At 69.3% G+C, this 13,093-nt stretch carries 8 protein-coding genes; 3 read left to right on the top strand and 5 right to left on the bottom strand.

The window, feature by feature from the left end:
- Nucleotides 1-3 precede the first annotated feature (3 nt).
- The 3 genes from CMC5_RS35995 to larE all read right to left on the bottom strand — a co-directional run bounded on the left by CMC5_RS35995 (nucleotide 4) and on the right by larE (nucleotide 5,016).
- A complete protein-coding gene (locus CMC5_RS35995) occupies nucleotides 4-3,063 on the bottom strand; it encodes a peroxisomal multifunctional enzyme type 2 (protein ID WP_050434641.1) in 3,060 nt (1,019 codons plus the stop codon).
- Between the two features lie 158 nt (nucleotides 3,064-3,221).
- Nucleotides 3,222-4,151 (bottom strand): MBL fold metallo-hydrolase, encoded by a 930-nt coding sequence (locus CMC5_RS35990; protein WP_050434640.1) that lies wholly within the window; start codon nucleotides 4,149-4,151, stop codon nucleotides 3,222-3,224.
- Nucleotides 4,152-4,158: 7 nt separating this feature from the next.
- The gene (larE, locus tag CMC5_RS35985; protein ID WP_050434639.1) at nucleotides 4,159-5,016 is read right to left on the bottom strand and encodes an ATP-dependent sacrificial sulfur transferase LarE; all 858 of its coding nucleotides are present in this window, start codon (nucleotides 5,014-5,016) and stop codon (nucleotides 4,159-4,161) included.
- A gap of 300 nt (nucleotides 5,017-5,316) precedes the next feature.
- Between larE and CMC5_RS35980 the strand changes: the two genes are divergently transcribed.
- The gene (locus CMC5_RS35980) at nucleotides 5,317-6,048 is read left to right on the top strand and encodes an OmpA family protein (RefSeq protein WP_245678020.1); all 732 of its coding nucleotides are present in this window, start codon (nucleotides 5,317-5,319) and stop codon (nucleotides 6,046-6,048) included.
- 22 nt (nucleotides 6,049-6,070) lie between these two features.
- Here the strand turns inward: CMC5_RS35980 and CMC5_RS35975 are convergent, their stop codons facing one another.
- The gene (locus tag CMC5_RS35975) at nucleotides 6,071-8,542 is read right to left on the bottom strand and encodes a fused MFS/spermidine synthase (RefSeq protein WP_050434637.1); all 2,472 of its coding nucleotides are present in this window, start codon (nucleotides 8,540-8,542) and stop codon (nucleotides 6,071-6,073) included.
- Nucleotides 8,543-8,828: 286 nt separating this feature from the next.
- On the opposite strand from CMC5_RS35975, the gene CMC5_RS35970 reads away from it, so the two are divergent.
- A complete protein-coding gene (locus CMC5_RS35970) occupies nucleotides 8,829-10,700 on the top strand; it encodes a serine/threonine-protein kinase (RefSeq protein WP_050434636.1) in 1,872 nt (623 codons plus the stop codon).
- 13 nt (nucleotides 10,701-10,713) lie between these two features.
- A complete protein-coding gene (locus CMC5_RS35965) occupies nucleotides 10,714-11,688 on the top strand; it encodes a peptidase associated/transthyretin-like domain-containing protein (RefSeq protein ID WP_050434635.1) in 975 nt (324 codons plus the stop codon).
- A 9-nt stretch (nucleotides 11,689-11,697) separates the two neighbouring features.
- Here CMC5_RS35965 and CMC5_RS35960 read toward each other — a convergent pair whose 3' ends face one another.
- Nucleotides 11,698-13,056: an STAS domain-containing protein gene (locus CMC5_RS35960; RefSeq protein ID WP_050434634.1), complete on the bottom strand. Its 1,359-nt coding sequence runs from the start codon at nucleotides 13,054-13,056 to the stop codon at nucleotides 11,698-11,700.
- Nucleotides 13,057-13,093 lie beyond the last annotated feature (37 nt).

Below are 13,093 nucleotides of genomic sequence, written 5' to 3'. Positions count from 1 at the left end.
TCCTCAGCTCTGCTTTCCTGCGCTCCCGGCGAGCAGCCCCTCGAGGAGGCCCAGCCTCTTCGCGACGCGCACATCACCGTCGACCTTCACCTTGCCATGCTGGAACAGCGATGACAGGCGTGCTTCTCCTCGGGTGAGCGCCACCAGATCGTCCCCGGCGATGCGCACCGTGGCCTCCGCGCCCTTCGCTTCTCCCGGCCGTAGCTCCGACCGTCCCTCGGCGTAGTCGAGGACCCACGCCTGATCCGGCGCGGTGAGCTGGAGCTGTACCACCGCCCCGATTTCCTGGGCCTTCGCACCGAGCGCTCCCGGAAGCTTCTCCAGGACGTCCTGTACCGCAGCACCTGCAGGCTGCGAAGCTCTCTGCTGGCCTCCGGACGCTGCTGCGGAGGGGGCCGCGCCGCCTCCCTGACCTTGCTGCTTCCGGTACGCGGCGACGGCGGCCTTGGCCTGCTCGGGATCGATCTTCTTGAGGAAGCCGAGCTTCTGGGAGGCCATGATGTTGCCCGAGATCTTGAGCTGTCCGCCGGAGTAGAGCTTCATCGGGTCGACCTTGCCGGTGGCCATGCCGATGAAGTCGGCGTCGCTGAGTTCCAGGGTGACGTCGGGCTTGAGATCGGTGGCGCCTTGAAGGACGGCGCCCTTGCCGTTCTTGACGTCGAGCGTCCAGGTGCTGTCGGGGTTGGCGAGCTTGAGCTGAAAGACCGTGGCGATCTTGGCGACGTGATCGGGATTCTTCTCGAGGTAGTCGCGGATGGCGATGAACACGTCCTCGCTCCCGCCTCCCTGCACCGCGGTCGGTGCTGCGGGCGAGCCGGTCGCAGCGCCTCCCTGCTTGGCGCGGTACGCAGCGACGGCGGCCTTGGCCTGCTCGGGATCGATCTTCTTGAGGAAGCCGAGCTTCTGGGAGGCCATGATGTTGCCCGAGATCTTGAGCTGCCCACCGGAGTAGAGCTTCATCGGGTCGACCTTGCCGGTGGCCATGCCGATGAAGTCGGCGTCGCTGAGCTCCAGGGTGACGTCGGGCTTGAGATCGGTGGCGCCTTGAAGGACGGCGCCCTTGCCGTTCTTGACGTCGAGCGTCCAGGTGCTGTCGGGGTTGGCGAGCTTGAGCTGGAAGATGGTGGCGATCTTGGCGACGTGATCGGGGTTCTTCTCGAGGTAGTCGCGGATGGCGATGAACACGTCCTCGCTTCCACCTCCCTGCGCCGTGGAAGGTGTCGCCGCGGCTGCAGAGACCGCCTTCGCCTTGGGCTTCGGGATCTCGGTGTGCAGCTCGATCGCCGCGGCAGAGAGCACGGGCTTGTCGCGCTCCTGCACCCTGCAGCGGAACACGATGCGGGTATCGGACTCTTTCCACATCTCGGTGACGAGCGTCTCTCCGGGGAACACGCTTTCGGAGAAGCGGACCTTGATGCTCTTGAAGAGGCGCGGATCGATGTCGAACGCGCGCAGCACGTGCCGGCCGGCATAGCCGAACGTGCAGAGGCCATGCAGGATGGGCTTCGGGAACCCGAAGCTGGTGGCGAAGGTGGGGTCGGCGTGCAGCGGGTTCACGTCACCCGACAGCCGGTAGAGGAGGGCCTGGTTGGGGCCGATCTTCTCGGTGATGGTGGCATCGGGCGCGCGATCCGGCGGCGCGTTGACCTCGGCGCCCGGGCCACGATCGCCGCCCCAGCCTCCGGCACCGCGGATGACGGAGGTGTACTCGTTGTACAAGAGCTCCTCGCCCGACTCGTCGGAGCTACGCACCTCGGTGACGACCACCGCGTTCTTGCCCTTGTCCCAGATGTCCTTGATCCGGATGCGGTGGGTGAGCTTCGCGTTCGGGGGGAGCGGGCGACGGATCTCGGTGTACTGCTCGCCGTGGAGGAGCCGCTCGAAGCCGTAGTTGAGGCCAGGAGCCTTGGTGCCCTGCTTGTATTGCTCGACCAGGGCGCCCATGGCGGGGATGACCCCGAAGGTGGGCAGCGCGAAGAAGCCATCCTTGTGCATCTCGTAGACGAAGCGCAGCTCCTTGTCGTCGAGCGGATCGGTGGCGGCACCGACGCCGAGCGCGTAGAGCGAGAGATCTCGTTCGTCGTAGCGCGATCGGAGTGAGGGGTACTCGTAGCCGAGGGCGAGATCGACATCGATGAGATCGTTGCCGCCCTTGCTGGGGCCCGCCTCCAGGTTGGTCATCACCGGCTGCATCGACTCCGCGATGTTGGCGGGATGCGACGCCTTCTCGAACCCGCTGATCTCGCCCCAGCGCGCAGCGATCTGCTCCACGGTGAAGGGGCGGCCCAGGCGAAGCGTGGCGCCCTCGGCGCGCTCCCAGCGCAGCTTGGCGAAGAAGCCGCCGCCGACCTCGAAGAGCCCTCCATTGTCGGTGCAGCTCTCGTGGACGAGGTAGGCGCACAGCGGGCTCACGTAGTCGGGCTTGAGGTTGTCGATGATCTCCTTGGGGAGCACCGTCTCGGTGAGCCGCGAACCCGCCAGGGGGGCGATGGTGTTGACGAGGACGTTGCGCTTCTTGCCTTCGAGCGCGAGCGTATTGGCGAAGCCGACGAGGCCGAGCTTCGCCATGCTGTAGTTTGCCTGGCCAAAGTTGCCGTAGATGCCGGCGGCGGAGGCCGTCATGACGATCCGGCCGTACCCCTGGTCCCTGAGGTGAGGCCAGGCCGCGTGGGTCACGCGGAAGCTGCCGAGGACGTGGACGCGGTAGATGAGGTCCCAGTCCTCCTCGGTCATCTTGTGGAAGCTGACGTCCCGCAGGATGCCGGCGTTGTTGATGACGATGTCGATGCGGCCGAAATGGTCGAGCGCCGCCTGCACGATACGGCCACCCTCCTCGACCGAGTCGTAGTTGGCTGCGGCCTCGCCACCTGCCGCCTTGATCTCCTCGACGACGCTGTCCGCGGCGGCGGAGTTCTTGCCGCCCCCATGCATGCTCCCGCCCAGATCGTTGACGATGACCTTGGCGCCGCGGCTCGCGAGGAGCAGGGCGTGTGCTCGCCCGAGCCCTCCTCCAGCGCCGGTGACGATTGCGACCCTACCGTCGAAACGCAGCTCGTTCGCCATCCGCATCCCTCGTGTGTAGAACTTTTGTATGCGAAGTATTCTGGCGAGGGGGCGCCGTCAACGGGGTCGAAGGGAGCCCGGAGTCCCCGAGAATCAGGGGCGGATGGAAGAATGGGGGCGCGAGGGGGGTGGTGCTGTGAGGCGTGGGCCAGGCGTGCTCAGCGACCGAGCGCGCGGGTCTCGCCGACATCGAGGAGCCACAGGGACGCCTCAGGGAGCTTCCGCTCGGCCCAGAGCGCCCGTGTGCGTGCGGGAGGCTCGCCCGGTGGCTCGTCGGTGAGCTGGTACGTTCCCCAGTGCATGGCGACGAAATTGCGGGCGCCGAGCAGATGGTAGGCCTCCACGGCGTCGTCCGGGTTCATGTGCTGCGGCTTCATGAACCACCGTGGCTCGTAAGCCCCGATGGGGAGCATGGCCCAGTCGATGGTCCCGGCGCGCTCTCCGATGCGGGCGAAGTCGTCGAAGAACGCTGTGTCCCCGGAGTGGTAGGCCGTGCCCTCGGGGCCACGGACGAGATACCCACCCCACAGGGCGTCGTTACGATCCCAGGGGGCCCGCATGGACCAGTGCCGCGCGGGGACGAGGGTGATCTCGAGGCTCCCGACCGTGGCGCTCTGCCACCAGTCGAGTTCGACGATCTTCGTGGCGCCGACGCTCCGGAGCAGGGCGGCATGGCCGAGGGGAGCGACGTAGACGGGGGTAGCGCCGAGGCGCTCCAGGGTCCACGTGTCGAAGTGATCGCGGTGGTTGTGCGTGAGGAGCACCGCGTCGATGGAGGGCAGGTCCGCGAGCGGGATGCCGGGCGGCACGAGGCGGCGGAGGGGGCCAGGGGCGTCGCGCCAGACGGGATCGAGGAGGGCACGCGTGCCACCCATCGAGAGCAGAAACGAGGCGTGGCCGATCCAGGTGAGGCTGGGGGCACCGCTGAGGACCAGATCGCGCGACCAAGGGCGGGTCGGGGTGACGAAGGGCTCGGCGTCACGGCGCGGTTTGCCGTGCTTGCCGGTGAGGGGGTCGAGCACCTTCCAACGGAGGATGTCGGCGGGACCGCGGGCCGGCCGTGTGGCGAGGTGATCGAAGCGTCCCACCGTCGCCTCAGCTCACGACCCGGAGGGCACGGCCGACCAGCACCTCGTTGTGGCTTCCCATGCGGTAACCACCGAGATCCAGGGTGACGTACCGGAAGCCGTGGCGCTTGCCGGCGTCGACGATGGCGGCGCGGGTCTCCGGCTCGGCGGCGCGGGTGAGCTCGGCGAGATCGATCTCGATGCGGGCGAGTTCGTCATGGTAGCGGACGCGCACCTGTCGGAACCCCAGGCTTCGCAGATCGGCTTCGAAGCCGCCGATCTGCGCGAGTCGCTCCCTGGTGACGTGGGTCCCGTAGGGGATGCGGCTGGACAGGCACGCGGCGGCGGGTTTGTCCCAGATGGGAAGATCGATCGATGCCGCGCCGGCGCGGACGTCGGCCTTGGTGAAGCCCAGCTCGACGAGCGGACTCACCACGCCGGCCTCGCGGGCAGCGTCGAGCCCAGGGCGGTAGTCGCCGAGATCATCGACGTTCGTGCCGTTCACGATGGCGGAGAGGGACCACTCGCGCTGCTTGTGGAGGGCGAGGCGGTACAGCTCGCTCTTGCAGTGGAAGCACCGGTCGGGGTTGTTGGCGACGTAGCTGGGGTCGTCGATCTCGTGTGACTCGACCAGGCGATGCTCGGCGCCGATGAGGCGCGCGATCGAAGCGGCTTCCTCTTTCTCGGCGGGCGCGAGGCTGGGCGAGACGGCGGTCATGCCCACGGCGCGCGGACCGAGCTCCTGGTGCGCTACCGCGAGCACGAAGGCGCTGTCAACGCCGCCGGAGTAGCAGACGAGGACCGAGCCGAGCTCGCGCAGGCGGGCCCGGAGGCGGCTCAGCTTGGGCTCGACGGAGGCGTTCGCGTCGGGGTGGGTCGCGACCATGTTCGGCCTCTTCCTACCATGCTGGGCGTGCCGGTTCATGGGGTGGGGCCAGGTGGGGAGGCGAGAAAGGCGCTTCGAGGTGGTCTACGGGGTCCTGACGCGCCCGTCGCGGTCCCGACGGTTCGGTTTCTGGACCTCATCTGGTGCGGCCCCCCGGCGACTTCCTTGCGTCCGCCGGCCGGGTTCTGACACGCTGGGCGTGACATGGACTGGAACAAGATGCGGGATGGCGTCGAGACCCGGAGACTCCACGGGGACGATCGGCCATCCCCGTGGGCTCTGAGGAAGGTCGGCATTGCCGTGTCCTTCCTCGTCGGCGTGTCGTCTTCGATCGGGTGCTGGGACAACCGGCTCCCGCCGCGCGAGGTGCCGAAGGAGCAGACGCAGGCCCAGCTCCCGGGCTGGTACCCGGAGAAGCCCTGGTCGGAGCACAGCGGCGAGGCCCAGATCTTCATCGAAGGAAAGATCGTCTTCGATACGGGCAAGGCCATCATCCGGCCCGGCAGCGAGAAGGTCCTGAAGACGCTGCTCCAGTTCATGAGCGATCACCCCGAGGTGAGCCGGCTGCGGATCGAGGGCCACACCGACGCTCGGGACAGCGAAGACAAGAACCTCGAACTCAGCGCACAGCGAGCGCTCGCGGTGGCGCACTGGATGGTCGACCAGGGCGTGGATCCCATTCGCCTCCTCGCCGTGGGCTTCGGAGAGGACAAGCCGCTCGCTCCGAACGCGCTCGCCTCGGGTCGGAGCGACAACCGGCGCGTGGAGTTCCACGTCGCCGAGGTGAACGGTCGTCCCTTCCTCGGCAGAGATCCCTATGCGGGCGGCTTCGCCCTCGATGTGCTGAGCACCGAGGAGCGGAAGAAGCGTGCCGCTGACGCCATGGCGAAGCGCCTGCCGCCACCGCCGCCGCAGTACCGGCCCACCGGCGATCAGGTGAAGGAGTACGACCGCAAGAGGCGCGAGCAGGATCTCAAGAAGAGCGCGGCCCCCGAGAACCTGGCCCCCGAGCCGCCTCCGCCCGCCCCCTGAACGAACCCCAACTCCAGGGCCTTCAAGGGCCCAGGTGCCGCGCCCTCGGATCGGGGGTGCGGTACCGCTCCAGCAGATCGAGGGTGGCGCGCAAGGACGTCGGGTAGTCGAGGACGTTGCCCTTGGGGGTCGCGTACTCGAGGTAGAGGTTGTCGTCGGTCGAGACGATGGGGCCTCCGTCGTTGGCTGCCACATCGGCGACGAAGCGATCGAGGTCCTCGCCCGAGGACAGGAGCTCACCGAGCAGCTCGTCGAGCCGCCGCCCCTCCAGCGTCTCGCGCAACGCTGGCCGCTTTTCCAGCTCCTCGAGGTGCGCCTCCGAGGCCACGAGCGGCCTGGCGCTGGCGACCAGGATTCCTTGCCCGCCCCCCGCGAACAGCGCCACGTGAGGGAAGACGCTCCGCAAGGTGCGGATCACGGTGGCGAGCTCCCGGGGCCGGATGTGATGGAGCTGAACCCACTGCTGAAGGATGCCTCGCTCCGACAGGCGAGCGCGCACCAGCTCGTAGAACTCCCGGCTGTAGAGCGTCGCGGCGCCAGCGAACCAGATGCTGGTCACCTCCATCGTGACCAGATCGTAGGGTTCGGTGGCGACCAGCAGCTCGTTGCGGCCATCGTTGAGCGACAGGTGCACGCGCGGATCGTCGAGTGCGCTGCGGCTCGGGCCAGCGAAGTACGCGCGCGCCGCTTCGACGATGGCAGGAGAGATCTCGGCGACGTCCAGGCGCTGCCAGGGATAGGCGGCCAGCGTGCCCAGGGTGGTGCCCGTGCCGAGGCCGATCACCAGCGCGCGACGGGTCTCCGGGACGAACAGGGAAGGGAAGTGAGCGAAGCGCCGCTGCGCCACCATCTCCGGCCCATCGTCGCCCTGGAACTTGCCGTTCGTGTACATCGTGGTGATCCCGGCACGGTGGACCACCGTGGTCACGCCGCCGTGCACGTCCTCGCGCACGAAGTCGATCCCATCGGGCGGGGGACCCATCACGAAGTAAACGTTGGCCCCGCTGGTGAGGCGCGCGAGATCCCAGCGGGGCATGAGCAGCGCGAGGAGTGCCGCGGCTCCCGTGGTGACGAACGCGAGGGCGCGCTCTCGCTGGGCTCGTGCGTCGCGGCCGAGTGCCATCGCCGCGAGGGCTGCCGCCAGCCCGAAGCCCGCAGCCACCGCGCCGAGCGCGCGCTGAGAGCCGAGCACCGGGAGGATGACGTAGCCCGTTCCGATCGAGCCGGCGATGGTGCCGAGCGTGTTCACCGACGTGAGCACACCGACGCGCGCGGCGACATCGGCGCGTCCCGCGACCTGCTGGAGCAGGAGCGGGAACGTGGTGCCCATGTACAGCGTCGGGAGCGCCAGGATCGCGAACGCCGCGAGCGCTCGTACCAGTTCGCGACCGGTCCAGGAATGTACGTGCCGTCCCGCGAACGTGAACAGGTGAGGAAGCTGATCCCAGAGGGGCAAGGTCAAGGCGAGCGCCAGCGCGGTCACCGCCAGCCCGCGCCAGAGCGCTCCGGCTCCGTGGCGCCTCGCAAACCCGGGTGCGCGTGCGGCTCCGAGCGCCAGACAGACGAGGAACACCGCGAGCATCAGCCCGAAGGCGTAGGCGCTGTTGCCGATGAGCAGCGCGAGCAGGTGCGTCTGGATGACCTCTGCTGCGAAGACCAGGAAGCCCGAGGAGAACGCCAGCCCGACGAGCAAGCGTGGCGTGAGCCCGAAGGAAGACGTCGACGGCGCAGAGGGCACGGCCGCTGTCTCGGCGGGCGCGGCTGCTTCCATTGCAGCGCTCGTCGACGCGCCGGAGGACTCGTCCGCGGTCTCCCGGGCCGGAAGCTCGCTCGTCGTGGCGGGCACCTCGACGTGACGTCCCGCTGCGATGGCCACCGCACCGACCAGCAAGTTCGCCACGGCGGCCACCCAGATCGTGCCCCGGATCCCCAGCGCAGGCAGCACCAGGTAAGCCCCCGACAAGGCACCCAGCGCGCCGCCCGCCGTGTTGATCGCGTAGAGCGTCGCGAGGCGCCGGGCCGCCCCGGGGTCTTCGCCGGTCGACGAAGACCCCCCTGCTGCGGCCGCGACGATGCGGGACAGCACGGGCAACGTGGCGCCCATCCCCATCGTGGGGATGACCACCACCAGGCCCGTCAGCCCTGCGCGGACCACCGTCAGGACGGCGAGCGAGCCAGGGGCTGCGCGGGCCACCTGCACGTAGACGGAGGTCAAGGCCTCGAAGGCGAAAGGAGACAGGGCGCAGACCGCTCCCACCAAGATCTCCAGGCTCCCGTACGCCACGAGCGGGTGGCGCAGTCGGGAGGCTCGGCGACCCCCGAAGTGAGCGCCGAGCGCGAGCCCTCCCATGAAAGCCGCCAGAACCGTGCTCACCGCGTAAGCGGTGGCGCCGAAGACGTAAGCGAGGAGCTTGGAGAACGCGACCTCGTAAAGGAGGCCGGTTGCGCCCGAGATCAGAAACAGAGCCGCGACGAGCGGGAACCTGGAGCGCACGGGCGCGCACGTTAGCCGAAAATGGAGAGGTCGCGAGCCGAAGGCGCGGTCAGGAGGGCGAGGTCATCCAGGAGGCGGGCGACGCCATGCCTGGGGTCAGCCCATCCACCAGGGCGGCTGCCGGTATCGCGTGCGTCGTGTTACGATGTCCCTCCCACCTGATCATGGGCTACCGAGAGATGACGTTCCGGCCATTCTTCCACAACGCGCTCAGCCGACTGACTGATCCCTGCGCGTTGAGGCCGGTGGCGGAGAGCCCCGACCAGCGCCGATCGCAAACGGCAGGATGACCGCACCGGGAGATATCGTCGCCGGCAAGTTCCGGCTCGAGCGGCTCGTGGGTCGCGGTGGCATGGGTACCGTCTGGAGCGGGCGCCACCTCCGGCTCGACATGCCGGTGGCCATCAAGTTCATGGAAGCGGGCGCGGGTGAGGCCCCGGATGCGCGCCAGCGCTTCGAGCGGGAGGCCCGCGCTGCGGCGCAGATCCGCTCCCCCCACGTCGTCCAGGTCCTCGATCACGGCGTCGACGACGACTCGCCGCCGTACATCGTGATGGAGCTGCTCGAAGGGGAAGACCTCGGCGGGCGGCTGCGGCGTGTCGGCAGGATGTCGCTCGAAGACTTCGAGCCCATCCTCACCCAGGCTGCGAAGGGGCTGCGGCGTGCCCACGAGAGCGGCATCGTTCACCGCGACCTGAAGCCCACCAACATCTTCATCGCCCACGTCGACGACGAGGAGATCGTCAAGCTGCTCGACTTCGGCGTGGCCAAGGTGCGCTGGGGTTCCCTCGGACACGAGACCCAGACGGGGACCTTGCTCGGCTCCCCGACCTACATGAGCCCGGAGCAGGCCCGCGGGCATCGCACCGTCGATCACCGCAGCGATCTCTGGTCGCTCGGCGTCATCATCTTCCGCGCCATCACCGGCTCGAAGCCCTTCACCGCCGACTCCATCGCCGAGCTGATCATCAAGGTCTGCATCGAGCCTGCGCCGCTCGCCTCGCAGTTCCTCCCTGGCCTGCCGCCGGAGCTCGACGCCTTCTTCGTCCGCGCCTTCCAGCAAGATCCGGATCGGCGTTTCCAGGGGGCGATGGAGATGGCGGCCGAGTTCTCGGCCATCGCCCGGCCTGCATCCAGCCGGAGCCCTCGGGGTCTCGGCGTCCCCTCCTTGCCTCCGCCAGCGGCGTCGACCGTGGAAGACGAGCCGTCTTCACCCAGCGACCCGATGCCCGCGGAGGTCTTCCTTCAGGCGCGCGTCGCCCTGGAAGCCGCCGTGTCCCGCACGGCCTCGTTGAGCGGCCTCGGCCTGCCCGAAGCGCCGCCTCCGCTGGCCGACGCCTCGCTCCCCCTCTCGGCGAACCCCAGATCCAGCAAACCCGCGCTGACCACCCCCACACCGCAGCCTTCGCCTTCCGAGCCTCGCTCAGGCGTTCCTTCCAGCCCCCGATCGAGCGTCCCCTCGAATCCCCACCCTGGGCCCGTCTCGAATCCCCGCGAGAGCGCGCCAGTGCTCCCCGTGACGCCTGGTGAGATCGCCCCGCCTGCCTTCCTCCAAGCGGACGCCGAGGTCGCCCTCTACCTGGCTGGAGGCCTTGGCGGCCCCGTGGCTGGAGCGCCTCTGCCTCCGTCCACGGAGCCGCTGGCGGGTGGAGCTCAAGGCCCTGGCGCACCGTTCCCGGTCCCCGCCGGCCCCGAGGACATCTGGCAGACCATCGCCCGCACCCTGCAGGTCCCTCCGCCCCTCGCGCGGCGCATCGTCGCGCTCGGCGCTGTCGCCACCGCGGTCCTCTTTTCCCTCCTCGTGGTCGTCGTGCTCCTCGTCGGAGGATCCGAGGACGCCGCTCAGGACGGCGGCGCCACGCCGCCGAAGGAGCAACCGAAGGGAGACCCTCCGGCAGCGTCCCCCCACCCCAGCGTGATCTCGGGCACCGTGCGTGACGCCAGGTCCACGGCGGAACCCCAGGCTCCTGTCGAAGAGACACCGCAGCCGCCGGACGCCACGCCTGAGCAGACCCCGACCGAGACCCCTGAGGTTCCCGAGCAAGGGACGACGGGCACACCCTCCACCACGCGTCCTGCGCCCTCGACGCGTCCGGAGTGGAAGCGGCCGAGTGGAAGCACGAAGAAGGCGTCCGGCGGTTTCGACCTGGGGTATTGATCGACCTCTGGCGATGACGAACGATCGATCCCTGGCTCGCGGCCTCCTCGCCGTCGCGGCCGTGCTCGGGCTGACGCTCGGTGCGTCTCTCGTGATGGCGGCTCCTCCTCCGAAGGGGGCCGAGCAGCAGGCGCGTGAGGTCGCGCGCACCTTCGGAAAGCGCGGCTTCGAGCTGTTCGAGGCCGGTGACTACGAGGGCGCGATCGGCCAGTTCCAGCAGGCGGAGGAGAACTTCCACGCCCCCACCCACTGGCTCCTCATCGCTCGCTCCCAGGCCAAGCTCGGGCGCCTCCTCGAGGCCGAGAAATCCTACAAACTGGTCCTCGTCGACGAACTCGACCGCAGCGCGCCCAAGGCATTCACGGCGGCCCAGGACTCGGCCCGCGAGGAGCTCGCCTCCTTGCGCAGCCGCATCCCCGAAGTCAGCGTCGACGTCCTCGGCATCCCCGAGGGCGCCACCGCCGAGGTCTTCCTCGACGGCACCCGCCTCGACGCCGGTCCTCGCGGGAGCCGCGCCCGGGTCGACCCCGGCTCGCACCAGGTGCGGGTCACCGCCCCGACCATGGCCCCCGTCGAGCGCGACATCGAGGTCGCCGAGGGGGCCGACCAGCGCGTCCTCGTCGAGCTTCAGCCTGCGCGCTACTCGGCGGGCGTCATCCCGGGAGCCATCGCCATCGGTCTCGGCGCCGTCGGCCTCGGGCTGGGCACCGTCACGGGCGCCATGTCCCTCTCCCGCGTCGGGGACCTCGACCAGAGCTGCCCGAGCAAGCGCTGCTCTCCTGCCGAGAAGTCCATCGCGGACGAGGCGCGCACGCTCGGCACCGTGTCCACCATCGGCTTCGTCGCCGGCGGCGTCCTCGCAGCTGCTGGCGTGACCCTCCTCGTGCTCCGCCCGGGGAGCGGGACCAGAGCGTCCACCAGCGGCCAGGCCGTGCAGGTCAACGTGGCCGCGAGCCCGAACGCTCTGATCGTGCGCGGCGTCTTCTGAAGCGGCGCCTCACCGTCTGCGTTCGCGCAAGGCTCGGCTGATTCCTGCTTGCAGGTGCAGGCTCGTCGCGATTCCCGACAGCTCCGTGCCGAGTTCCACCAGCGCCCGTGCCGCGTCGGGTCTGACCCCGGTGAGCATCACCTCGACGCCGACCAGCCGCGCTGCGCGCGTCACCCGCGCGAGCCCCTCGGCGGCCGCCGCGTCCAGCCGCCGCACCCCCGTCATGTCCAGGATCGCCACCCGTGGCTGGGCGCCGGCGACCCCTTCGAGAAGCGCCTCCTGCACCCGCGAAAGCCTCGCCGCGTCGAGCCACCCCACGAGCGGCATCACCACGACGTGCTCGTGCACCGGGATCAAGGGCGCCTCCAGCTCTCGCAGCGCTTCCTGCTGCACCCGGATCACCTCCTCCTGGGCCAGCCGCTCCTGGACCAGGGAGCGCGACTGCTCGTTGTGGAACGCGGAGCCGAGCAACCCCGCCCCGGCCCGGAGCGCCTCGATCTCCGCCAGCGACCATGCGCGCGCCGACCGGCACTCGTCGAACCCCAGGAACCCCCACCACGTCCCGCTGACGAAGATGGGCACCACCACGATGGAGACGATCGACTGGGGTTCGAGGATCGCCCGCTCTCCCGCCGGGAACGTGTTCACCTGCCCGAAGATCGGCTCGTCGCGTGACAGGTGCTCGATCCAGCGCCCGAGGCCCAGCTCCTCGAACGGCATGTTCTGCAAGTCGGGGTTGTCGATCTCGACGGTCACCCCGTCGGCGCACCACTCGTACAGCTGGCTGCAGACCCAGTCTCCTGCTGGCGACTGCCGCGCATCGAACACGTAGACGCGGCTCACGTCGGTGACCTGGCCGAAGCGCTCGAGGACCCGCGCCACCCGCTCCGACCAGGAGCCGCTCCCCAGGAACTGCGACGCGGCGAACCCCACCGACTTGAGGATCTCGTGGTAGCGCTCCGAGGAGCGCGTGCTCACCATCTCCGTGGTGATGTCGCGCTTGCTGACCAGCACGCGCCGCGCGCTGTGAGGCCCCCAGGGGACGACCTGGGTGAGGAGCCAGCGCTCCTTCGACGCATCGAGCGACGCATCGAGCACCCGCCCGCGCCGCTCGACACGCTCCCCCTGCAGCGCGGCCGTGAGCAACGCCTCGTCCTCGGCCCCGGCGCCGAGCGACTGGCTCATGCAGGCCGTGAAGGCGCGCCCAGGTGCATAGGCTGCCTCGGCGCCTTGCTCCTCCGGGAGGGAGACGCGCTGCCATGCGGCGTTGAGGTACTGAATGATCTGCCTGTCGTCGACCAGCGCGACTGGCTCTGGAAGCGCGTCCAGGATCTCCCGCGCCTCCAGATGTAGCAGGGAGTGGGGCATCCGCTGATGATAGCCCAGCGGAGTGTCTTTTTTGAGC

The sequence above is a fragment of the Chondromyces crocatus genome (assembly GCF_001189295.1).
Classification (GTDB): Bacteria; Myxococcota_A; Polyangia; order Polyangiales; family Polyangiaceae; genus Chondromyces; species Chondromyces crocatus.
The sequence above is the reverse complement of the archived record's forward strand: the minus strand, read 5'-3'. Positions and strand labels throughout refer to the sequence as shown.

What these genes read in the sequence shown, in the direction of transcription:
- larE (WP_050434639.1), bottom strand. Translation starts at nt 5,016, where the DNA reads ATGGTCGCGACCCACCCCGACGCGAACGCCTCCGTCGAGCCCAAGCTG.
- CMC5_RS35960 (WP_050434634.1), bottom strand. Translation starts at nt 13,056, where the DNA reads ATGCCCCACTCCCTGCTACATCTGGAGGCGCGGGAGATCCTGGACGCG.
- CMC5_RS35970 (WP_050434636.1), top strand. Translation starts at nt 8,829, where the DNA reads ATGACCGCACCGGGAGATATCGTCGCCGGCAAGTTCCGGCTCGAGCGG.
- CMC5_RS35995 (WP_050434641.1), bottom strand. Translation starts at nt 3,063, where the DNA reads ATGGCGAACGAGCTGCGTTTCGACGGTAGGGTCGCAATCGTCACCGGC.
- CMC5_RS35965 (WP_050434635.1), top strand. Translation starts at nt 10,714, where the DNA reads ATGACGAACGATCGATCCCTGGCTCGCGGCCTCCTCGCCGTCGCGGCC.